This window comes from Kaistia algarum, assembly GCF_026343945.1.
GTDB lineage: Bacteria > Pseudomonadota > Alphaproteobacteria > Rhizobiales > Kaistiaceae > Kaistia > Kaistia algarum.
In genome coordinates this window covers 1,508,449-1,528,880 of sequence record NZ_JAPKNJ010000001.1, presented here as the reverse complement: position 1 = coordinate 1,528,880, position 20,432 = coordinate 1,508,449, and the positions used below count along the sequence as shown (strand labels likewise).

Annotated in this window: 22 protein-coding genes; 9 read left to right on the top strand and 13 right to left on the bottom strand. The window is 64.9% G+C overall.

Features of this window, described 5'->3' with window-relative positions; all coding sequences use genetic code 11:
- Positions 1-2 precede the first annotated feature (2 nt).
- The 5 genes from OSH05_RS07370 to OSH05_RS07350 all read right to left on the bottom strand — a co-directional run bounded on the left by OSH05_RS07370 (position 3) and on the right by OSH05_RS07350 (position 5,001).
- Complete coding sequence (locus OSH05_RS07370; protein WP_104216865.1) at positions 3-797, bottom strand: SDR family oxidoreductase; 795 nt, start codon at positions 795-797, stop codon at positions 3-5.
- Positions 797-1,795: an ABC transporter permease gene (locus OSH05_RS07365; protein WP_104216866.1), complete on the bottom strand. Its 999-nt coding sequence runs from the start codon at positions 1,793-1,795 to the stop codon at positions 797-799. Before OSH05_RS07365 ends, OSH05_RS07370 begins: the two co-directional genes overlap by 1 nt.
- 80 nt (positions 1,796-1,875) lie before the next feature.
- Positions 1,876-2,919, bottom strand: a complete 1,044-nt coding sequence (locus OSH05_RS07360; RefSeq protein ID WP_104216867.1) for a sugar ABC transporter substrate-binding protein — start codon at positions 2,917-2,919, stop codon at positions 1,876-1,878.
- Between the two features lie 55 nt (positions 2,920-2,974).
- Positions 2,975-3,772 (bottom strand): ATP-binding cassette domain-containing protein, encoded by a 798-nt coding sequence (locus OSH05_RS07355; protein ID WP_104216868.1) that lies wholly within the window; start codon positions 3,770-3,772, stop codon positions 2,975-2,977.
- Positions 3,769-5,001, bottom strand: coding sequence for an ROK family transcriptional regulator (locus OSH05_RS07350; RefSeq protein WP_104216869.1), 1,233 nt, complete (start codon positions 4,999-5,001; stop codon positions 3,769-3,771). Before OSH05_RS07350 ends, OSH05_RS07355 begins: the two co-directional genes overlap by 4 nt.
- Before the next feature lie 154 nt (positions 5,002-5,155).
- On the opposite strand from OSH05_RS07350, the gene OSH05_RS07345 reads away from it, so the two are divergent.
- Positions 5,156-6,010, top strand: a complete 855-nt coding sequence (locus tag OSH05_RS07345; RefSeq protein WP_104216870.1) for an IclR family transcriptional regulator — start codon at positions 5,156-5,158, stop codon at positions 6,008-6,010.
- 4 nt (positions 6,011-6,014) lie between these two features.
- On the opposite strand, the gene OSH05_RS07340 is transcribed toward OSH05_RS07345, so the two are convergent.
- Positions 6,015-6,539 carry a RidA family protein gene (locus OSH05_RS07340; protein ID WP_104216871.1) on the bottom strand — a complete coding sequence of 175 codons (525 nt, stop codon included), beginning with the start codon at positions 6,537-6,539 and terminating at the stop codon, positions 6,015-6,017.
- 181 nt (positions 6,540-6,720) lie between these two features.
- On the opposite strand from OSH05_RS07340, the gene OSH05_RS07335 reads away from it, so the two are divergent.
- A complete protein-coding gene (locus tag OSH05_RS07335; protein ID WP_104216872.1) occupies positions 6,721-7,518 on the top strand; it encodes an SDR family NAD(P)-dependent oxidoreductase in 798 nt (265 codons plus the stop codon).
- A 13-nt stretch (positions 7,519-7,531) separates the two neighbouring features.
- Here OSH05_RS07335 and OSH05_RS07330 read toward each other — a convergent pair whose 3' ends face one another.
- A complete protein-coding gene (locus tag OSH05_RS07330) occupies positions 7,532-8,272 on the bottom strand; it encodes an MBL fold metallo-hydrolase (RefSeq protein WP_104216873.1) in 741 nt (246 codons plus the stop codon).
- A gap of 36 nt (positions 8,273-8,308) precedes the next feature.
- Between OSH05_RS07330 and OSH05_RS07325 the strand changes: the two genes are divergently transcribed.
- From OSH05_RS07325 to OSH05_RS07305, 5 genes are all read left to right on the top strand, one after another.
- Complete coding sequence (locus OSH05_RS07325) at positions 8,309-9,334, top strand: succinylglutamate desuccinylase/aspartoacylase family protein (protein WP_104216874.1); 1,026 nt, start codon at positions 8,309-8,311, stop codon at positions 9,332-9,334.
- Between the two features lie 247 nt (positions 9,335-9,581).
- Complete coding sequence (locus OSH05_RS07320; protein WP_104216875.1) at positions 9,582-10,916, top strand: extracellular solute-binding protein; 1,335 nt, start codon at positions 9,582-9,584, stop codon at positions 10,914-10,916.
- A gap of 75 nt (positions 10,917-10,991) precedes the next feature.
- Complete coding sequence (locus tag OSH05_RS07315; RefSeq protein WP_104217632.1) at positions 10,992-11,867, top strand: carbohydrate ABC transporter permease; 876 nt, start codon at positions 10,992-10,994, stop codon at positions 11,865-11,867.
- A gap of 1 nt (position 11,868) precedes the next feature.
- Positions 11,869-12,714 carry a carbohydrate ABC transporter permease gene (locus OSH05_RS07310; RefSeq protein WP_104216876.1) on the top strand — a complete coding sequence of 282 codons (846 nt, stop codon included), beginning with the start codon at positions 11,869-11,871 and terminating at the stop codon, positions 12,712-12,714.
- A 15-nt stretch (positions 12,715-12,729) separates the two neighbouring features.
- The gene (locus OSH05_RS07305; protein WP_104216877.1) at positions 12,730-13,677 is read left to right on the top strand and encodes a threonine ammonia-lyase; all 948 of its coding nucleotides are present in this window, start codon (positions 12,730-12,732) and stop codon (positions 13,675-13,677) included.
- A gap of 33 nt (positions 13,678-13,710) precedes the next feature.
- On the opposite strand, the gene OSH05_RS07300 is transcribed toward OSH05_RS07305, so the two are convergent.
- From OSH05_RS07300 to OSH05_RS07280, 5 genes are read right to left on the bottom strand one after another with little or no spacing between them, the layout of a single operon-like run.
- Positions 13,711-14,928, bottom strand: coding sequence for an MFS transporter (locus tag OSH05_RS07300; RefSeq protein ID WP_104216878.1), 1,218 nt, complete (start codon positions 14,926-14,928; stop codon positions 13,711-13,713).
- Entirely contained in the window at positions 14,921-15,343 is a 423-nt protein-coding gene (arsC, locus tag OSH05_RS07295) for an arsenate reductase (glutaredoxin) (RefSeq protein ID WP_104216879.1), read from the bottom strand. Before arsC ends, OSH05_RS07300 begins: the two co-directional genes overlap by 8 nt.
- Entirely contained in the window at positions 15,340-16,431 is a 1,092-nt protein-coding gene (arsB, locus tag OSH05_RS07290; RefSeq protein WP_104216880.1) for an ACR3 family arsenite efflux transporter, read from the bottom strand. The genes arsC and arsB overlap by 4 nt, the downstream gene beginning before the upstream one ends.
- Positions 16,432-16,442: 11 nt before the next feature.
- Positions 16,443-16,970, bottom strand: a complete 528-nt coding sequence (locus tag OSH05_RS07285) for an arsenate reductase ArsC (protein WP_104216881.1) — start codon at positions 16,968-16,970, stop codon at positions 16,443-16,445.
- Positions 16,963-17,322, bottom strand: coding sequence for an ArsR/SmtB family transcription factor (locus OSH05_RS07280; protein WP_104216882.1), 360 nt, complete (start codon positions 17,320-17,322; stop codon positions 16,963-16,965). The genes OSH05_RS07285 and OSH05_RS07280 overlap by 8 nt, the downstream gene beginning before the upstream one ends.
- 46 nt (positions 17,323-17,368) lie before the next feature.
- Between OSH05_RS07280 and OSH05_RS07275 the strand changes: the two genes are divergently transcribed.
- Positions 17,369-17,890: a DUF6428 family protein gene (locus OSH05_RS07275; protein ID WP_104216883.1), complete on the top strand. Its 522-nt coding sequence runs from the start codon at positions 17,369-17,371 to the stop codon at positions 17,888-17,890.
- A 16-nt stretch (positions 17,891-17,906) separates the two neighbouring features.
- Here the strand turns inward: OSH05_RS07275 and OSH05_RS07270 are convergent, their stop codons facing one another.
- Positions 17,907-19,619, bottom strand: coding sequence for a BTAD domain-containing putative transcriptional regulator (locus tag OSH05_RS07270; RefSeq protein ID WP_104216884.1), 1,713 nt, complete (start codon positions 19,617-19,619; stop codon positions 17,907-17,909).
- A gap of 131 nt (positions 19,620-19,750) precedes the next feature.
- On the opposite strand from OSH05_RS07270, the gene OSH05_RS07265 reads away from it, so the two are divergent.
- Positions 19,751-20,422, top strand: coding sequence for a peroxiredoxin (locus OSH05_RS07265; protein WP_104216885.1), 672 nt, complete (start codon positions 19,751-19,753; stop codon positions 20,420-20,422).
- Positions 20,423-20,432 lie beyond the last annotated feature (10 nt).

Sequence of the window (20,432 nt, the reverse complement as noted above, 5' to 3'; positions counted from 1 at the left end):
ATTCAGACCGGCGACAGGCGGAAATCATTGCCCTCGGGCAGGATCTGCCCACCGTCGATGACGATCGTCGTGCCGGAGATATAGGCCGCGTCGTCGGAAGCGAGGAAGTAGACGGCCCCAGCAATGTCCTCCGGCGTGCCGAGACGTCCGAGCGGCACGGCCTCTTCCATCTGGCGGATGAAGTCGGCGCTGCGATGCGCCTTCATGCCGTCCGTCAGGATATTGCCCGGCTCGACGCCGTTGACTGTGATGCCATAGCCGGCGAACTCGATCGCGGCCGAGCGGATGAAGCCGTTGATGCCCGCCTTCGACGCCGCATAGTGGCCATGCCCGGGGCTGGAGACCTTCGGTCCCGTGATCGAGGAGGTGAAAATCATGCGCCCGCCGCCGCGCTGGCGCATCACCGGCAAGGCGGCCTGCGCCGCGAGGAAGGTGCCGCGCAGATTGACGCCGAGCACCGCGTCCCACTCCTCCGGCTCGATGTTCTCGATCAGCGTCCAGGGATAGATGCCGGCGTTCTGGACGAGAATGTCGAGGCCGCCAAAGGCTTCGACAGCGGTCGCGACGGCACGCTCCGCATCGGCCTTCTTCGAGATGTCGATTTCGACGAAGCGGGCGACCGAGGGGCCGCCGAACGAGGCGACAGTCGCCTCGCCGAGAGCCGTCTCGGTATCGGCGACGATGACTCGCGCGCCTTCGGCGACGAAGCGCGCCGCAATCGCCCGGCCGATGCCGCGCGCGGCGCCGATGACGAGGGCGATGCGGCCGGAGAGCCGTTGATCGGTAGGAGCGGGCATCAGGCGAGCTTCTTTCGGATGGAGAGTTTGACCGTATCGAGCAGGACGGCGACGAGCACCATTCCGCCCTGGATGAGCTGGGTGAAGTGCGCCGGCATGCCCATCAGGTTGATGGCGGTCTGGATCGAGGCGAGCAGCAGCACGCCGGCATAGACGCCGGTCAGGCTGCCGACGCCGCCTTTCAGCGAAACGCCGCCGATGACGACCGCCGCAAAGGTCTGGAACAGCATGCCGATGCCGAGATTGGCGGTCGCGCCGGAAGTGCGGATTGCGAGCAGCCATCCGGCGAGGCCGGCGATCGCGCCGGCAAGGATGAAGGTCGTCGCCGTGAGGCGGTCGACGCGGATGCCGGCCCGGTAGGCCGCCACGGGATTGCCGCCGACAAGGAGGAGATGGCGGCCGAAGGGCGTCTTGTTCAGGATGAAGGCGAAGACCAGCGTCGCGACGATCGCAACCCAGGCGATGAGCGGGATAGACAGGAATCGCTCAATGGCGAACACGCGCATGGCCGCGGGCAGTTCCTGCGCCGAGCGTCCGCTCGAAAGCGCCACAACGAGGCCGCGACCCCAGATATAGGCGGCGAGAGTGACGATGAAGGCGTTCATCTTGAGCCGAACGACGAAATAGGCGTTGGTTGCACCAACGACGGCACCGACCGCCAGAGCGATCGCCAGCGAGATCGGGACGACCAGCCATTCCGGCGAGAAGGATATGCCGAGGCCGACGCCGGACTTCGCGAACAGGATGCCGGTCACCATGGCCGCCAGCGCCATGACCGATTCGACTGAGAGATCCATGTAGCCGGCGATGATCAGCAGCGACAGGCCGATCGCGAGCGTCGCGACGAAGGTCGACTGCTCGACGATGTTGGCGAAGATGCCGATCTGAAAATAGCTCGGCACCGTCAGCGAGAACAGGGTGACGACGGCGAACAGGATGAACCAGACGAGGTGATCGAGGACGAACTCGATCACCGCCCGGCGGCGGGGGGATACCATGGCGGGCTCCGCGGATGGACGGTCGAGGGCCGCCGAAGGCGCCGGACGTTCCGGTGCCTTCGGCGGGAGCGGGCGGAGCCTTACGGGGCGGGTGCGACCTTGGTGTCCGGGGTCTTCATGTTGCCCCAGAACTTCGGATCGTCGACATTCGCCTTGGTGATCGCGGCGCCCGGCAGCTTGATGTTCGGGCCCCAGCTTTCGATCGTGACCGTGCCTTCGAGACCGAGCACGTCATAGGTGCCGGGCTTGATTTCTTGCTTGTTCACGACCTTGTCGGCAAACATGGCCAGCGCTGCGGCCTGGGCGAACAGCGGCTGCTCGACTTCAACCTGTTCCCAGCCCTTGCGGATCAGGTCCAGGCCGACGGGGGCGCCGTTGGAGGAGACGAGCAGAACCTCACCCGGCTTCTTGCCGGCGGCTTCCAGCGATGCGGTGGCTGCCACGGCCAGATGGGCCGCATGAACGAAGATCAGGTCGATGTCGGGATTGGCAAGAAGCTGGTCCGAAACGATCGAGCCGGCATTCGACGCTTCCCATTGCATGGCGGGCTTGGAGACGATGGTGACGTCCGGGAACGCCTTCATCTTCTCTTCAAAGCCCTTCTGGATGTCGAGCGTGTAGGGATCGCCTGGGTCGCCGAGGACCTGAAGGACCTTGCCCTTGACCGCGCCGTTCTTTTCCTTGAGCAGGCGCTCGATCTCGGTGGCCGCGACATGGCCGATCTCGACGGTGCCGGCGACGGAAGTCAGGTCGCTTGGCGTCGAGGTGATCTGCCGGTCGAATTCCATCACCGGAATGCCAGCGGCGCGTGCCGCTTCGATCTGCGGTTTCAGCGCATTGAAATCGACGGCGGCGAGCACGATCGCCGACGGCTTCAGGGCGATGACATCGTTCATCTGGCCCTGCTGGACGTCGGTCTTGTTGTCGGCGTTGAGCGTGACCGTCTTGTAGCCGACGTCTCCCATGAACTTCTCGATCGCCGTGACCGAGCCGGTCTGGAACTCGTCGAGCAGTGTCGGGACGAGGTAGTAGATCGTGCCCTTGTCCGCGGCATAGGCGGGGGTCAGGAACGTCGCGGCGGCGAGGGCGGCGGCCCCAGCCAGACTTACCATCAGTCTTTTCATGTCGGGTTTCCCTGTTGCTCTCTGCTGGAAATCGAAGGCGGCCTCCCGCCCGTCGTCACGCCGGATCCGTTTGCCGGACCTCCGCGATTCTGGATGGCGAGGGCCGGAGCGCCTCGCCTGTGATCATCTGCACGACCTCGTCGGCCGTCGTATCGTCGGCGCGCACGTCGCCGGCCACCACGCCCTGGCGGATCACCACGATCCGGTCGGCGACCTGGAACGCCTGCGCCATGATGTGGGTGATGATGACGACGCCGATGCCCTGGCTCGCGATCTTCTTGATCATTTCGAGGCCGCGCCGCGTCTGCTCGACGCCGAGTGCCGCGAAGGGCTCGTCGAGCAGTACCAGCTTGCCGCCCCAATGGACGAAGCGGTTCAGTTCGATCGCCTGGCGTTGGCCGCCGGAGAGATGCTCGACATTGGTCCGCAGCGACGGGATCTTCGTCCCGGCATCGGCGATCGCCTTGGCCGTTGCCGCTTCCATTTCCTTTTCCTGCAGGATCGGGATGCCCAGGAAGCGCTTCACGATCTCGCGGCCCATGAAGAAATTGGCGACCACATCGACATTCGTGCAGAGCGAGAGGTCCTGGTAGACGGTCTCGATTCCGGCCGCCTTTGCTTCGGCCGGCGAAGCGAAGGACACCTCCTTGTCCTCGTAGATCAGCCGTCCTTCGGATGGCTCCAGACCGCCCGAGATGATCTTGACCAGCGTCGACTTGCCGGCGCCATTGTCGCCAAGCAGCGCCACCACCTCGCCACGTCCGATATCGAAGCTGATACCGCGCAACGCTTCGATCGCGCCGAAATTCTTGCGTATGCCTTCGAGGCGCAGCAGTGGACTCGGCTCGCTCATGCGGCGACCTCCGGCTTGTGGTTGCGGGTCATGATGGGATCGCGCGGCGCGCGCTCTTCCTCGCCGGCGAAGAGCATGCCGAAGCGAGGCGAGAGCACGCCGGAGACGGCGAGCGCGGCGGCACCGCGCAGCACCGCATCCTGTCCGCCGGGCGTCGGCTTGAGCCTTGTCGCCGTCCGGCCCGCATGTTCGGCGATCGAATGCGGCAGCGGCTCGGCGGCGGCAACGAGGCGCGCCAGAAGATCCTCGGGCACCAGCCCGCCGATCAGGATCGTCTCGGGGTCGAACAGGTTCTCGATCGTAACGACGGCGGCCCGCAGCAGCGGCGCGGTCTCCTCGATCCAGGCATCGATGACCGGCGAGCCAACGCGGATGGCCCGCTCGACATCGGCGGTCGGATCGACAGCCTTCAGCCGGCGATCCAGCGCATCCAGCGACAGATAGCGTTCCAGGCAGCCGCGATTGCCACAGGGGCAGAGATCGCCGCCCGGCACGACCGGGATGTGGCCGATTTCGCCGGCATTGCCGCGCGAGCCGCGCAGCGCCGTGCCGTCCTGCATCATGGTGCCGCCGAGGCCGACGCCGAAATAGAGATAATAGAAATCGCGGAAGGCGCGGCCCTCGCCATAAAGCCGGTCGCCCAGGGCGGCCGCGGCGAGGTCGAGGCCGATGAAGGCGGGAAGGCCGGTGGCGGCTTCGAGCCGCGCGGCGATGTCCACACCCTTCCAGCCCTCCAGCGTGGTCGGACCGACGAAACTCATCGATTCGACGCCGATCGGACCCGGCATCGCCATGCCGATGCCGAGCATGCGTCCATCGGGACGGACCGCGCGGATGTCGCGCACCAAGTCGCCGCAAAGGGCTAGGGCGGCTTCCGGGTCGACTGGCGCAATCGTGCGGCCGCGACGTGCGATGACGTCGCCTGCCAGGTTGATCAAGGCCGCCTCAATGCCGATCGGCGTGACATGCAGACCGATGGCAAAGCCACCTTCGGGGTTGAGCGCCAGCGTCGTCGGCGGATGGCCGCGACCCTTGGGAGCCTCGCGGGCACCGCGGACGAAGCCCTGAAGTTCAAGCTCCCGGGTAATGGTGGAGACGGTCTGGACGGTAAGGCCGACCTTCTGGGCGATCTCGCTGCGGGAAATCGGCGCCGAAAGGCGGATCGTCTCGAGAACGATCCGGCGATTATAAGGTCGCCCGAATTCCTGGTTGGTCCCGCGCAGGTTCAAAGCCACCCCTCAGAAACTAACATTAAGGGGGAGCGTATCATCGAGTTATTTCAAGTCAAATGGATTTCAAAAATAGCGCAGCTTCATCCAGCGGGAGATTGACGGGAAAGCGGCGCGGTCTTATTCCATTCTTGTGCAATAAGGCTAGTCGTTGATGCCCGTCTCCTCCCCCTCCGCCACAGGACAGTTACGCGACGTCGCGGCCGAAGAGGTCGTGTCGACGGTCGCGGAGCCCGCCGCACGCCGTTCCCGTGTCTCCGGCATCGACCGCGCGTTGCAGATCCTTGATCATCTCTATGAGACAGGTGCTCCGGCTGGCGGCTATGCGATCGCCAAGGCGATCGGGGCGCCGCTTTCGACCGTCTATGTCGTCATTGATGAACTGGTCGAGCGCGACATGCTGATCCGGCGGGCGGACGGCCTCGTCTGGCTCGGACCGCGGCTCTATCACTACGGTCTCGTCTATGCCCGTTCGCTCGATTTCCTGAGCGAGGCGAGCCATGTCATGCACGAGCTTTGCCGGCAGGTTGGCGAAACTGTACAGATTTGCGGCCGCGACCACGAGCATATGGTCGTGCTGGCCATGGCGGATGGCCCAGGCCATTTTCGCGTCATGTCCGAAGTCGGCACGCGCGTGCCGCTCAACTGGACGGCGTCGGGGCGTCTGCTCGTCGGTCATATGGCCGAAGCCGAACGCCTCGCCATCTTCCGGCGCAGCGCCAAGGTGTCGCCGACGCAGCGGGCGGAACTCGACGCGAAGACCCTCTCCGACCAGGCGGCCAAGGCCTATGATGAGCGTGTCTCGATACAGATGAGCGAGACCGATTTCCTCGTCTCCTGCGTCGCCTCGCCGATCAAGGATGCGGCCGGCGCCTGCGTCGCGACGATTTCGATCGTGCTGCCGGAAGCGAAGGTCGTCGCCAATCCGGGTTTCTATACCGATGCCGTGCGCGCCGCTTCGGCCAAGATCGAGCACAATCTCGGCTGGGCCAACGCCCCGCGCGCCTGAGCCTTCAGTCGGAAACGGCTATCACCGCCTCGATCTCGACCGTGATCTGGCCGGGCAGCGAACCCATGCCGACGGCCGAGCGCGCATGGCGGCCGATCGCCTCGCCGAAAACGGCGATGAAGAGGTCCGAACAGCCATTGATGACCTTGGGATGGTCGGCGAAGAGCGGTGCCGCATTGACCATGCCGAGCAGTTTGACGACGCGCCGCACCTTGTCGAGCGAGCCGAGCGCGTCGTGCATCACGGCCAGCAGGTTGATGCCGACGATGCGGGCATGCGCATAGGCCTCGGCGATCGTGACATCGGCGCCGACCTTGCCGTGATGCTCGAAGCCGGACGCTTCGAGCGGGCCCTGGCCCGACAGGAACAGCAGGTTGCCCTCCCGCACGAAGGTCACGAAATTGGCGACCGGCGGCGGAGCCGGCGGCAGCACGATGCCGAGCGCTCGCAACCGCTCATAGGGCGACGGGAAAGCGGCGGTCGGCTGGCTGTCAGAGGGAATGCCTTCCGCAGGCGCTGCGTCATTCATGTTCTGCTGGGTTCCTGGATCGAGGGAAAGTCGCCATGGCGCCATTTGAGCGGCACACCACATCAAACGGCCAAATTATTCTATATTAATGGAATTGAATTCATTGTAGCGGAATGCTAGCATTCTTTGTCGCAGGGTCAAGCGCTGCGCTCTACCGCAGTGTCACGTCAGAGGATGGTCGATGGTGGATGCGAAAGCTGGAAGCCGCGTGCAGTCCGGCCGGCTGGCGGGCAAGCGGGCGCTCGTCACGGGGGCTGCCGGCGGCATCGGCCGCGCGGTCGTTGAGGCCTTCCTGGGCGAGGGTGCCCGTGTCGCGGCAATGGATCTCGCGGCGCCGCTCGCGCGCCTCGCCGATATAGAGGGTCTCGTTACCGCGCCCTGCGATCTCTCGGACCGGAGCGCAATCGTCGCCGCGGTCGAGGGAGCAGCGACCGCGCTGGGCGGACTCGACATTCTCGTCGCTGCCGGTGCGCTGAAGGGCGGAACCGGTAATTTCCTCGACCTCGAAGAGGCGGACTGGGATCGCTACATCGGCGTCAATCTGACGGGAATGTTCCTGCTCTGTCGGACGGTGGCGCGGATCATGAGCAAGGCCGGAAAGGGCGGACGGATCATTACGGTAGGCTCGGTGAATTCGTTCCAGTCGGAGCCGAATGCCGCAGCTTATGTCGCGGCCAAGGGCGGCGTTGCCATGCTGACCCGCGCCATGGCCGTCGACCTCGCCCGGCATGGCATCCTGGTCAACATGATTGCGCCCGGTCCGATCGACGTCCCGAACAACGGCACGATGTACCGCGAGCCGAGGCTCGCGGAGGAGCTCCGTCACGAGGTCGCGCTGGAGCGAGCCGGCCGGCCGGAGGATTGCGCCGCCGCCGCGCTCTATCTTGCCGAGGACCGCTCCGGCTTCGTCACGGGATCGACCGTGACCGTCGATGGCGGCCTTTCTGCGATGATCTTCGGCGGCATGCGCGATGGCTGACGCCGCCATCGCCTCAGATGATCGAGGGCGGGATGTGCAGCGCCTCGACATAGGTGAGCGCGGCCTTGGCATGGCGATGACCGTCCTTCAGCGAGAAGGTCAGGTGACCGGGAAGCAGCGCGTCGAATTCGATGGTCGCCAGCGTCCGGATCGTCCGGCAATAGGCCGAGACATCGCAGTCCTCGATATCCTGAATCGCGACCTTGCCGCCATGGAACAGCGCGTCGCCGCCGAGGAGCAACCGGCGCGTCGGCGTCGTGACCACGTACGAGATGTGATCATGCGAGTGGCCGGGGGTCGCGATCGGCTGCACCGAGACATCGCCGATCCGGATCGATTCTCCTGGCACGACAACATGGTCGACCGGGCAGGGCGAATAGACATAGTCCATCGGATAGACGCCGGCCGCGCGGGCGCGTCCAAGGCTGATCCCGTTTTCGTCGCCGCTCGCCACCATCGCCGCCGTCTGTTGCCCGGCATGCACAGTGAGGCCGGCAAGGTCGCGCCAGTGCGCGGCCCCACCGGAATGGTCGGCATGGCCATGCGTCAGGAACAAATGCCGGATCGACATCGGGTCGATACCGTCTTCCGCCAGGACGGCCGCCGCGCCCGCCGGATCGCGGCCGGCGCCGGCATCGAACATCAGCCACTCCTCGCCGGAGCCGACGAGGAAGACGTTGCAGTCGAATGCATCGGTCAGGTCGAAGCCACCGCCGCCGCTCATGACGAGGTGCAATCCGCGATCGATCCGCATTGGCGAAACTTCCTTTCTCTAAGGGGACATTGATTCATGCATACCGGCGCTTATTCCGACATCTCCTGGACGGAGAACGGCAAGCAGATCGGCTTCTTCTCGTTTCCCTATTCGATCGACCGCTCGCCCTACTACCAGATCAAGGTTCCGGTCTGCCGTATCCGCAATGGCGAGGGGCCAAGCCTGCTGCTGATGGCCGGCAATCATGGCGATGAATATGAGGGCGAACTGACGCTGCTGAAGGCGATCCGCGCCATCGAAGCGTCGGACATCACCGGCAGCCTCACCATCCTGCCGGCGGCGAACCTTCCGGCTGTCATGGCGGCGAAGCGCTGCTCGCCCTTCGATGGCGGCAATCTGAACCGCGCCTTTCCAGGCGATCCCTATGGTCAGCCGACCTGGCGCATCGCGCATTTCATCGAGCACGAGATCTTCCCGCGCCACGAGATCGTGCTGGACCTTCATTCCGGCGGTACCAGCATGGACCATCTGGTCTGCAGCCTGGTCGAGCGCCTCGGCGATGCGGCGCGCTTCGCCCGCGCGCTCGAACTGATGAAATCGATGCGTCTCCCCTATGGCATGATCGCCGACAATGGTCCGGATTCGCCGACCTCGATGGCAGCGGCGCTGCGGGCGGGCTGCATCGGCCTCTCGGGCGAGTTCGGCGGCGGGGCGACCGTGACGCGGGAAACCATGGCCCTGACGGCGCGGGCGGTCGACAATCTGCTCCAGGCGGCCGGGATCACGCGGGGGCCGATCCTCTGGACAGGGGCGGATCGCGGGCCGGAGACGGTAGTGCTCGCCACCGGCGGCCAGTCGCTCTTCGTCTATTCCGAACGCGAAGGCTGGTTCGAACCGGCCGTGGATATCGGCGATATCGTCGAAGCGGGCGATGTGGCTGGCTGGTTGCACGATCTGGAAGCGCCGCTGGCCGAACCCGAGGCGCTCACCTTCGCCGAAGGCGGCATTGTGCTCAGCCGCCGCCTGCACACCCATAGCCGGTCCGGCGACTGCCTCGTCAACCTGGCGCGCTTCGAGCCGGCGGAGCAAAGAGGGAAATGAGCGATGGCGTGGCGTCATCCTTGCAACGGGTCAAAGCCTCAATCCCGCTTCGGCTCTTGACCGCAGCGCCCGCAATGCTACGCTTCTGTTGTTGTGAATGCAATTCCATAACTGAGTAATAAAAGTTGTAGCATCGGGCCTTGGGCTTCATGCTTCGACTACGCGGATCGGTGCCGGAAAATCCGGGCCGAGGCACGGCGTCAGACCAAGAACGGGCGTTCGACCCGGCGAACCAGAGGGAAAGACCATGCTTCGATCGAGAATTCTGGCCGGGACGGCGGCGGCCTTTGCTGCCGCGCTTTCAGCCTCGGCGGCCTATGCCGACATCACCATCCTGGCCTGGCCGGGAGAGCCGGCCGAGAGCGCCTTCCGCAAGGTGCTCGACCTCTATAATTCGACGGCGGGCAAGGAAAACAATTCCAAGGCCTCGGTGATCTATTTCAGCCAGCAGGGCTTCAAGGAGAAGATGCTGGCGGATGTCGCGGCGGGATCGAAGGAATTCGACGTCATGCTGACGGCGACCTATGATGTCGGCCTCTACGCGCCGTTCATGACGCCGATCGACGATATTGTCACGCCCGCGGTCTATGACGTGATTTCGAAGAACGCGATCGAGACGCAGAGATATGAAGGCAAGGTCTACGGCATTCCGACCGATCTGAGCTTGCACTTCCTCTACTACCGCAAGGACCTGATCGAGAAGCTGCTCACCGACGACGCCTGGAAGGCGAAGTATGGCGAGATCTCGGAAGAGATCCTCGGCACCAAGATGGAGCCGAAGAAGCCGGACGACTGGACCTGGGACGATTATATCGCCACGGCGCTGTTCTTTACCAAATCTCTCAATTCCGACAGCCCGACACGCTACGGCACCGTGCTGCAGATGAAGAACCTGCTCTATAACATCATGCTGTGGCAGGGCACGGCGGCGAGCTATGGCGGCGACTGGCGTGATGCCGCCGGCAACATCACGATCGACTCCGAGGCCTATCGCAAGGGTCTCGCCATCTACAAGACGATCACCGACAACGAAGCGACGCCGGGCGACAGCAACACCTACGAATATGGCGAGGCCAACAGCGTCTTCGGCGCCGGCCAGGCCGCCTTCATGGTGCAGTGGAATGCCGCGGTGCCGGAGTTCAACGATCCGAAGAAGTACCCGGAAGTTGTCGGCAAGCTCGGCCTGACGCATGAGCCGGCCGGCACGCTCGGTCCGAAGACCCACTTCCACAGTCTCGGCCTCGGCATCAACAAGAACTCGGAAAAGCAGGACGAGGCCAAGAAGTTCCTTGCCTGGCTCGCCACCGCCGAGCCGATGAAGCTCTACGCCAAGGAGGGCGGCTCGCCGCCGCTTGCCGAGAAGCCGATGGCAGAAGTTGCCGCCGATCGTCCGGAGATGCTGCTGATGGGCGAGCACGCGGCGAAATACGGCTTCGTCATGAATGGCGGTACGTCGTCCAAGGCGCTCGCGATCTACACCAACCAGGCCGAGAACTTTACTGGCTACTGGACGGGCGCCACCGAGCTCGATCCTGCGCTCAAGAACGTCGTCGACTACATGACGAAGGCCTTCGCCAAGTAGACATCGACCATCTGGCCGAGCGAGATTGGCCGGCGCCGCTTGTTGCGGTGCCGGTCTCCCAGGAAGAGGATGCCGATGTCGTCTGTGATCGCGTTCGAGGATAGGGAGCGGAGGGAGTCGCGCAAGCTTCTCGTCGGTCTCTGCATCTTCCTGGGCGTGATGCTCGGCTTCCCGGTCATCGTCAATCTCTGGTACGGCTTCGCCGACGCGTCGTTCGAGAACCTGACCGGCTCCTTCATCGGCCTCGAAAACTACCGCGACGCGCTGTCAAATCCGAAGATGTGGCAGGCGCTCGGCTTCTCGCTGCGCTTTGCCCTGATCTGCACGCTGTTCGAGGTCGGGATCGCGCTGGTGCTCGTCTTCATCCTGCATCCGCTTCTGGTGACGCGCCCCTGGCTGACGGCGGTGCTGATGCTGCCGATGATGGTGTCACCGGCGCTGATGGGCGTCATGTACCGGCTGATCCTCAACGAGTTCACCGGCATCGTCCCCGTCTATCTCGAAATGGCGGGCATGGCGGTCAATTTCCTTGGCCGGCGCAGCATCTACAACACCGTGGTGGCGATCGAGGTCCTGCAGTGGACGCCGTTCGCCTTCCTCATCCTGGCGACCGCGCGCCAGACCGTTGCCTATGAGATCGAGGAAGCGGGCGCCGTCGACGGCGCCACCGGATGGCACGCGATCTTCCATATCTTCCTGCCGCTGATGCGCCCGGCGATCGTCATTGTGCTGTTCGTGCGCTTCATCGACTCCTTCCGCGTCTTCGACCATATCTATGTGCTGACCGGCGGCGGACCCGGCAACCTCACTACCTCGATCAGCATCTACATCTACAAGCTGTTCTTCGTGCAGCGGACGATCGGCGAGGCCGTCGCCGTGTCGACGCTGCTGCTGGTCATGTCGTTGACGCTGATCGTTCTCGCCATGCGCCTTGTCGTGCGGAGGAACTGAGATGATCGTCCGACGCCAGAGCCCCCTCAACATCCTTGCCGACAGCCTGCGCTGGGTCGTCTTCGCCGTGGTGGCGCTGGTCGTGAACCTCCCCGTTCTGTCGACGATCCTGACCTCGTTCAAGACCGACGCGGACATCAACGCCTATCCGCCGAAATGGATCTTCACGCCGACGCTCGACCATTATCGGACGGTATTGACCTCGCCCAGCGTCGACTATCTGCATTATGTGATGAACAGCATCGTCATCGCCGTGCTCGGCACGATCTTCGCGATCGTCCTGACCCTGCCGGCCGCCTATGCGATCGCGCGCTACAAGGTCGGAGCCAAATGGCTGCTGCCGATCATCACCAACCTGCGGGCGCTGCCGCTGATCATTTTCGCGATTCCGTTCTATTTCATGTTCCAGACGGTCGGACTGCTGGATACGCGCCTCGGCCTCGCCCTCATCTCCTGCATCATCAACATCCCGATCGCGCTGGTGCTCTTCGTCGGCTTCGTCCAGGACCTACCGCGCGATTTCGACGATGCGGCGAAGATCGACGGCGCCTCGATGGGGCAGATCCTGCGCCATGTCGTGGTCCCGCTGAGCCGTCCCGTCATGCTGGCTGTCTTCATCCTCTCCTTCATCTATAGCTGGAATGAATTCCTGTTCGGGCTGATCCTCACCACCAAGAGCGCGGTACCCGTCACCGTCGGCGCGACCTTCTTCGTCACCTCCCGCGGCATCGAATGGGGTCCCACAGCCGCGGCGATGACCATCGGGGTCCTGCCGCCGCTGATCCTCGGACTGTTCGCCTATCCCTATATGGGCAAGTCGATGCTGGCCGGCGGCGTCAAGGGCTGAACCAGAGAGACCATCATGGAACCTAACGTTTATAGCGATGCCGTCGCCCGTGTGCTCGGCCATGTCCGCCGCACGCCGCTCGTCTCGGCCGCTCCCTCGCCGCACCCCGATGCGTCCGCGCTGTGGTTCAAGCCCGAATGCTTGCAGGTCTCGGGTTCGTTCAAGGCACGCGGCGCGTTCAACGCCGTGCTGTCATTGCCGGAGGAGGTTCGGCGCCGGGGCGTCGTGACGGCGTCCGGCGGCAATTTCGGCGCCGCGATCGCCTATGCCGCCCAGCAGCTCGGCGTGCCCGCCAATGTCTGCGTTATGAACACCTCGACGGAACTCGCCCGCCAGCGCATCGCCTCGTTCGGCGCCAAGCTGCACATCGTCGGCGACTTCTGGGATCTGTCCTGGGAACACGGCAAGCTGCTGGCGGCGGAGACGGGCGGCGCGCTGCTGCATCCCTTTGCCGACGCGCCGGTCATCGCTGGCCAGGGCACGATCGGCCTCGAAATCCTGGAGGACATGCCGGACGTCGACACGGTCGTTGTGTCGATCGGCGGCGGCGGCCTGATCGGCGGCATCGCCGAAGCCATCAAGCAGCGCCGGCCGAAGGTGCGCATCGTCGGCGTCGAGGCGGCCGGCTGCCCGATGATGTTCGAATCGAGGAAGGCCGGGCATATCGTCAAGCTGGAGACCGTCGTCACCAATGTGCCGATCCTCGCCGCCCGCACGACCGAGCCGATCAATTTCGAGATCGCCGAGCGCTGCGTCGACGAACTCATCCTCGTGCCGGAGGAAGAGCCGATCCGCGCAGCGGAATGGCTCTGGCGCCATACCGGCCTTGCCGTCGAGCTCGGCGCCGCCACGGCCGCGGCAGCCGTGCTCAATGGCCATGTCGCTGTCCGTCAACGCGAAAAGACCGTCGTCGTCCTCTGCGGCAGCGGCAATGACGGCCTTGGATCGGCCAGGCCGACCTAGTCGGCTCACCGAGCCTTCGAGCGGCAAGGGCCGCTACTTCGGGGCGGCGACGGCCGTTGCGGTGCCTTGGAAGGCACGACGCGTCGTCATTCGCCACAGCACGGCCACGAGGCCCATATTGGCGACGGCCGCGACGGCGAGGAGTGTGACCAGGCGCGCGGCGCCAGCCTGCTCGATCAGCAGGGCGCTCGCTGTCGGGGCCAGGCTTTGCGCCAGAAGGTTCGGCATGGCGAGACGCCCCATCATGACCGGGAACAGGTCGGGCCCGAACAGGGCCAGTGGCAGGGCTCCCCGCGCGATCGACCATATCCCGTTGCCGGCGCCGTAAAGCACCAATGACAGCGCCAGGACCGGCAGGCCCGAAGCGAGGGCGAGGATGCCGGCGGCAATCAGGCCAGCCGCGGCGCTCAGCGTCGCGATCGCCGGCAGGCGCTTGCCGATTGCCATGTCGAGAACGCGTGAGCCGACCTGCGAGGGGCCGATCAGGGCGCCAAGCGATACGGCGGCGGCGAGCGACGCGTCGCGAGCCTGCAGGATCGTCAGGAGGTGAATGGAGACAATCGTGGCGATCGTGCCACCCGTCGTCAGGATAAGGGCGAGCAGCCAAAATGCCGATCTCAGGCGAGGATCGATCCGCGCGGGGCTGCCCGCCTTCGAGGGACCCGAAGCGGGTGCATATCGCTCCACCCTGGGCAGAAATGCATAAAGCAGCGGCAGGCAGAAGCCGATGTGCAGCGCCGCATAGAAGAAGCAGACCTCGCGCCAGCCCCCATGAGCCAGCAGGAAGGCGCTGAGCGGCCAGCAGATCGTCGAGGCAAAGCCGCCGAAGAGGGTCAGCGTCGTGATCGCGTCCCGCGCCCCATAGCCATAATAGCGGCCGAGCGTCCCGAAGGCGGCGTCATAGAGACTGGCGCCCATGCCGCAGCCGAGCACCAGCCAGCCAAACAGATAGACAGGCAGCGAGGCTGCCGCGCCGACGATCCCGAGGCCGAGGGCTAGCATCAGTACGCCGGTCATCAGGACCGGCTTGCCGCCGTGATGGCGTATCAGGTGGCCCACGCGCGGCGATACGATGCCTGACGCCAGCAGGCCGACCGAGATGCCCCCTGAGACACAGGAGGAAGACCAGCCGGTATCCACCGCGATTGGCTTCGACAGCACCGCGGGAAGATAGAAGCTCGAACCCCAGGCGAAGATCTGCACCATCCCCAAGGCAGAGATCGTTGTCAGCCGCTTGCGTGCATCAGACACGTGTCGCCGCCTGTCCTGTCTCCACCACCTCGCCATCCTCCTTGACGAAGCGTCCGATACTCGGATTTGGCAGGACGCCCAGCACGGCCTCCGACGGCCGGGCCAACACGGTTCCTCTGGGCGTCTCGACGATGGGCCGGTTGATCAGGATCGGGTGCGCCAGCATCACGTCGATCAGATCATCGTCGGTCCATTTCGGGTCGGCGAGGCCGAGTTCAGCATAAGGCGTGCCCTTCTCGCGGATAAGCTGGCGGGTGGTGATGCCCATGGCCGCGATCAGTTCGAGCAAGCGCTCGCGGCTCGGCGGCGTCTTCAGATATTCGATGACGACAGGATCTTCGCCGCTGGCGCGGATCATCGCCAGCGTGTTGCGCGAGGTGCCGCAATCGGGGTTGTGATAGATCGTGATGGTCATGGCGCTGGCCTTGGCTTGATCGACGGATTCTGGCTGGCGCTCTTCGCCGCGACGGAGCGGACGGCCGCGCCGCGCTCGTACCAGTCCTTGGAGCGATTGACGATCCAGACCACCGACAGCATCACGGGAACCTCGATCAGCACGCCGACCACTGTTGCGAGCGCCGCGCCTGAATGGAAGCCAAACAGGCTGATGGCGGCGGCGACCGCCAGTTCGAAGAAATTGCTGGCGCCGATCAGTGCCGATGGCCCGGCGACGCAATGTTCCTCGCCGCTCGCCCGGTTGAGCAGATAGGCGAGCCCGGCGTTGAAATAGACCTGGATCAGGATCGGCACGGCCAGAAGGGCAATGATGAGCGGCTGGGCGATGATCTCACCGCCCTGGAAGCCGAACAGCAGGACGAGCGTCGCGAGCAGGGATACGAGCGAGACCGGGCCGAGGCGTTTGAGGACATTGTCGAGCGCGGCCTGTCCGCCGTTCGACAGCAGGCGGCGGCGCAGGACCTGCGCGATGAGGACGGGAACGACAATGTAGAGCCCGACCGACAGGACGAGCGTATCCCAGGGCACGGTGATCGCGGAGAGGCCGAGCAGCAGTCCGACGATCGGCGCGAACGCCACCACCATGATGACGTCGTTGAGCGCCACCTGGCTCAGCGTGAAATGCGGCTCGCCCTTGATGAGGTTCGACCAGACGAACACCATCGCCGTGCAGGGCGCGGCCGCCAGCAGGATCAGGCCGGCGATGTAGCTGTCGATCTGGTCGGGCGGCAGGAGCGGCCGAAAGAGATAGCCGATGAACAGCCAGCCGAGCAGCGCCATGGAGAATGGCTTGATGGCCCAGTTGACGAGGAGCGTGACGCTGATGCCGCGCCAATGCCGACCGACCTGACCGAGCGCGGCGAAGTCTATCCGCAGCAGCATCGGGATAATCATCAGCCAGATCAGCACCGCGACCGGCAGATTGACCCTGGCGATCTCGGCAGCGCCGATGGCGTGGAACAGGCCCGGCAGGAAATGCCCCAGCGCGACGCCGGCAATGATGCACAGCGCCACCCACACAGTGAGGTAGCGTTCAAAGATCGTCATGGAGGATAGCCCTATGCGACGTTCGGCCGGGGCGAACTGGCACCGTCCATCTGGCCGATTTCCTTGAGCCTGCTGCCAAGGGCGACGGCGTCGAGCTTGCGGATCGGCAGGGCCGTGAAGATCGAGATTCGGTTCTTCATGTAGCGGAACGCGGCGACGAAGGCGGCTTCCCGGTCGAACTCGGTTCCTTCGACGGCGGCGGGATCCTCGATGCCCCAATGCGCCGTCATCGGCTGGCCCGGCCAAACCGGGCAAGCTTCGCCGGCGGCGTTGTCGCAGACCGTGAATACGAAATCCATCACCGGCGCCCCGGCTACGGCGAATTCGTCCCAGGGCTTGGAGCGGAAGCCCTCATGCGGATAGCCGAAATGCGCGAGCGTCTTCAGCGCCAGCGGATGAACCACGCCCTTGGGCTGGCTGCCGGCCGAGAAGGGATTAAAGCGACCCGCCCCATCCTTGGCGAGGATGCTCTCCGCCAGAATCGAGCGCGCCGAGTTGCCGGTGCACAGGAAGAGAACGTTGAAGGCGCGGTCAGTCATGGCCGGTTTCCTTGGTCGGTGGACAGCAGGTAGAGAGGGCATCGACGGCAGGCAGGCACACCTCGGGGTGGCCCTGGCAGCAGTCGCGCATCAGAAATTCGGCAAGCGCCGAGAGCCCGGCATAGTCGGCGGTGTAGACGATCGAACGCGACTCACGCCGCGACTTCAGCAGCCCGGCGCGCTCCAGATGCGCCAGGTGAAACGAGGCACTGGAGGATGAGGTGCCGACCGCTTCCGCGATTGTGCCGGCGGGCAGCCCGTCTGGTCCCGCCCTGACGAGCGCACGCACCATCTTGAGGCGGGTTTCCTGTGAGAGGGCCGCGAAGGCATCAAGGGCTTGCGGTTCGTCCATTTTCATTTCAATATCTCATGAATAGTTGAAATGAGGATAGCTCGCCATGAACGCTCCCGCCAGCCCTCTTCGCGAACAAATTCACGACTACTCGCTGGCCGAGTTGCTGGGCGCGCTTGCGCCGCATGACGACAAGAAGCTGGTGATCGAATATGCCGGCCGCACCATCGGCGCCGGCTACCACGTGACGGAAGTCAAGGCGGGGTCGTTCGTCACCCTGGACTGCGGTGGCAATCCCGACGCATGGCAGGAGACCATCCTTCAGGTCGAGGATCTGCCGCCGATCGAAGGCCAGGATTTCATGAGAACGGACAAGTTCCGCTCGATCCTCGCCAAGGTCGCCCAGAAGGTCGCGCTGGATGCCGGCTCCCGCCTGACCTTTGAAGTCGGCCCACCCGGGGCGCCGATGCAGGTGTTCGACGTTGATGGGCTCTCGATCGACGCCAGACGCGCGGTGCTGCGTCTCGGCGCCCGGCCGGCGATCTGCAAGCCGCGCCATCGCGCCGAACAGGCCCAGACGGCGTCCTGCTGCGGACCGCGATCCGCGAAAGCCAACTGCTGCGCCTGAGAAGCGCGGCCGAAGGCTACTCCGCCGCGACCCGCAGATGCCCAAGGCACCGCGCCTCGTCGGCAGGGCGGCCGAGAGCAGCATAGCGGCTGGCGGCTTCTTCGAATGCCGAGGTGGCACGCGATTCCTGGCCCTCGGCGCGGCGTTGAAAGCCGCGCGCTTCCCAGACGGCGGCGATCCAGGGTCCACCATGCCACATGCCGGCCACCCGCTCGGCTTCGTCAAGCCGGCCATTGACCTGGCTCAGTTCGCCCATGGCGGCAAGCCGCGTCGCCGATGCGAGGCGAAACGTCATCGAACAGGGCTGGCAGCCATGGGTCTGCTTTGCCAGCATCCGGTCGCCTTCGCGGATGATGTCGCGGGCTTTTTCCTCGGTTGGAGCCGCCCGGACCTCCAGACCCTTGAGGCGGATCAGGAGATGCGGCGAAAGCCACGAGACCTCGGCAATTCCCGCCGCTCGCTGGATGAGCCGGTTTGCCTGCCACCTCTGGCCGCGCGAGAGCGCGATCTCGGCGAGTCGCTCCAGTGCCAGCACCCGGCCGGACGCCGCATCAGCCTCGGCCAGCAGTCGCTCCGCCTCCGTCAGCAGCCGCTCCGCCTCGCTGAGCTCGCCGGAAAACAGCGCCACCTCGCCCAGAATGAGCGAGGCAAGGCCTTTGCCCGGCAGCGAGCCCGCCCCTTCGGCGACGAAGAGCAGCTCCCTCGCGGCGACGCCGATCTGATGATGGCCCTTTGCGTTGCAAAGGCAGAACTCGGCCAGGCAGAGATGGCCGTCAAAAACCTGAGAGACCTTGTCCGGCCGTGTTCGCGCCCATTCGATGAACTCCGCCTGGAAGACTTCCTTCCAGCGCCCCTGCATATGTGCGCAAAGGGCGAACAGCGCACTGGCTTCGCCGACTTCGCGCACGAGCCCGGCCGCCGTCGCCAGTTGACGCGTTTCCTGGGCCACCACGCTGGCCTTGTCGAAATCGCCGCTGTGCAGATGCAGCAGCCCCCAGGCAAGCGAGGCGCGGATGCGGTCGGTCTGGCTGACCGGATCCACCGCCGGAATGGCCAGCGCCTGCTCATAGAGCCGCACCGCTTCCGATGAGGGGCCGACGCCGAGCTCCACGTGTAGGCTCTGCCGCAATTGGTTGAAGAGCCGGATTGCCTCCCCGCGGTTTCCGCTATCCAGCGCGGCCTGCATGAGCGCGCATTGGGCGGGTTCGTCGCTCGGTGCCACCGCGATCAGTCTCTGCCAGAGCTTGCCGACGCGCAGCAATTCGAGGAAGCGCTGATGCAGGGATGAACGCGGCGCACTGAGCCACTCGACATAGAGATCATCCGGAAGCAGGTCTCCGGTGTAGAGGTCGGCTGCCGCCGCGCAGTCGGCAGGGCTCGGCGCCCGCAAGGCTGCTTCCGTCGCCGCCTCGAACTGTGCTGCATCCACGACGATTTCCGCCTCGGGGGCCAGCGCTACCGAATCGCCGAGGATTTCGATCCAGCCATTGTCGCCGAGCGCCTTCCGGGCGAAATGCACCGCCTTGCGCAGACCAGCCCCGGCCGCATCCGGATCGGCGTCCGGCCAGAACAGGTCCATGACCTGTTCGCGGTGCAGCCGATGCTGCGGCGTGACCGCCAGGAGCTTGACGAGGGCCGCGGCGCGATCCCGCCGCCAGAGCGACGACGGAACGGTCTCGCCATCGACGGCAACGGAAAATCCCCCGAGCAGCTGAATCGCAATACGCATTGTTCCCGGGTCCACGGATCGTGCTGCAAAATCGCTTCGGCAAGCCGTCACAAGGGCGGATGCTGCGAGGAACGCGGGCGGAACATAGCCCCGCTAAAAAGGTCCGGCAATCGCGAACCAATGAGGACATCATGTCGCTTCGCATCAACGATATCGCCCCGGATTTCACTGCGGAAACCACGCAGGGCCCGATCTCATTCCATGACTGGATCGGCACCGGCTGGGCGATCCTCTTCTCGCACCCGAAGGACTTTACGCCGGTCTGCACGACGGAACTCGGCACGATGGCGCGCCTGCAGCCCGAATTCGATCGCCGCGGCGTCAAGGTGATCGGGCTCTCCGTCGATCCTGTCGACCGCCATGCTCTGTGGGCCGACGACATCGCCGAAACCCAAGGCGCCCGTCCCGGCTTCCCGATGATTGGAGATCCTGCACTGGCCGTTTCCAAGCTCTATGACATGCTGCCGGCCGCCGCCGGCGACAGCGCCGAAGGCCGGACTGCTGCCGACAATCAGACGGTGCGCCACGTCTTCGTCGTCGGACCCGACAAGAAGATCAAGCTGATGCTCGCCTATCCGATGACCACGGGGCGGAATTTCGACGAGATCCTCCGCGTGGTGGATTCACTGCAGCTGACTGCAAAGTTCCGCGTCGCCACGCCTGCAAATTGGGAGCATGGCGGGGATGTGATCATCGCCGGTTCGGTCAGCAATGACGAGGCGAAGACGATCTATCCAAATGGCTGGGCGTCGCCCAAGCCCTATATCCGCATCGTTCCGCAACCGGGTATGGTTCAGGCCTGACAGGAACGCT

Bases quoted from the DNA above. Each gene is read 5' to 3' on its own strand.
- OSH05_RS07330 (WP_104216873.1), bottom strand. From the start codon at position 8,272: ATGCGGATCGATCGCGGATTGCACCTCGTCATGAGCGGCGGCGGTGGC.
- OSH05_RS07360 (WP_104216867.1), bottom strand. From the start codon at position 2,919: ATGAAAAGACTGATGGTAAGTCTGGCTGGGGCCGCCGCCCTCGCCGCC.
- OSH05_RS07305 (WP_104216877.1), top strand. From the start codon at position 12,730: ATGGAACCTAACGTTTATAGCGATGCCGTCGCCCGTGTGCTCGGCCAT.
- arsB (WP_104216880.1), bottom strand. From the start codon at position 16,431: ATGACGATCTTTGAACGCTACCTCACTGTGTGGGTGGCGCTGTGCATC.
- OSH05_RS07285 (WP_104216881.1), bottom strand. From the start codon at position 16,970: ATGACTGACCGCGCCTTCAACGTTCTCTTCCTGTGCACCGGCAACTCG.
- OSH05_RS07265 (WP_104216885.1), top strand. From the start codon at position 19,751: ATGTCGCTTCGCATCAACGATATCGCCCCGGATTTCACTGCGGAAACC.
- OSH05_RS07315 (WP_104217632.1), top strand. From the start codon at position 10,992: ATGTCGTCTGTGATCGCGTTCGAGGATAGGGAGCGGAGGGAGTCGCGC.
- OSH05_RS07325 (WP_104216874.1), top strand. From the start codon at position 8,309: ATGCATACCGGCGCTTATTCCGACATCTCCTGGACGGAGAACGGCAAG.
- OSH05_RS07270 (WP_104216884.1), bottom strand. From the start codon at position 19,619: ATGCGTATTGCGATTCAGCTGCTCGGGGGATTTTCCGTTGCCGTCGAT.
- OSH05_RS07365 (WP_104216866.1), bottom strand. From the start codon at position 1,795: ATGGTATCCCCCCGCCGCCGGGCGGTGATCGAGTTCGTCCTCGATCAC.
- OSH05_RS07355 (WP_104216868.1), bottom strand. From the start codon at position 3,772: ATGAGCGAGCCGAGTCCACTGCTGCGCCTCGAAGGCATACGCAAGAAT.
- OSH05_RS07320 (WP_104216875.1), top strand. From the start codon at position 9,582: ATGCTTCGATCGAGAATTCTGGCCGGGACGGCGGCGGCCTTTGCTGCC.
- OSH05_RS07345 (WP_104216870.1), top strand. From the start codon at position 5,156: ATGCCCGTCTCCTCCCCCTCCGCCACAGGACAGTTACGCGACGTCGCG.
- OSH05_RS07280 (WP_104216882.1), bottom strand. From the start codon at position 17,322: ATGGACGAACCGCAAGCCCTTGATGCCTTCGCGGCCCTCTCACAGGAA.
- OSH05_RS07340 (WP_104216871.1), bottom strand. From the start codon at position 6,539: ATGAATGACGCAGCGCCTGCGGAAGGCATTCCCTCTGACAGCCAGCCG.
- arsC (WP_104216879.1), bottom strand. From the start codon at position 15,343: ATGACCATCACGATCTATCACAACCCCGATTGCGGCACCTCGCGCAAC.
- OSH05_RS07335 (WP_104216872.1), top strand. From the start codon at position 6,721: ATGGTGGATGCGAAAGCTGGAAGCCGCGTGCAGTCCGGCCGGCTGGCG.
- OSH05_RS07275 (WP_104216883.1), top strand. From the start codon at position 17,369: ATGAACGCTCCCGCCAGCCCTCTTCGCGAACAAATTCACGACTACTCG.
- OSH05_RS07310 (WP_104216876.1), top strand. From the start codon at position 11,869: ATGATCGTCCGACGCCAGAGCCCCCTCAACATCCTTGCCGACAGCCTG.
- OSH05_RS07370 (WP_104216865.1), bottom strand. From the start codon at position 797: ATGCCCGCTCCTACCGATCAACGGCTCTCCGGCCGCATCGCCCTCGTC.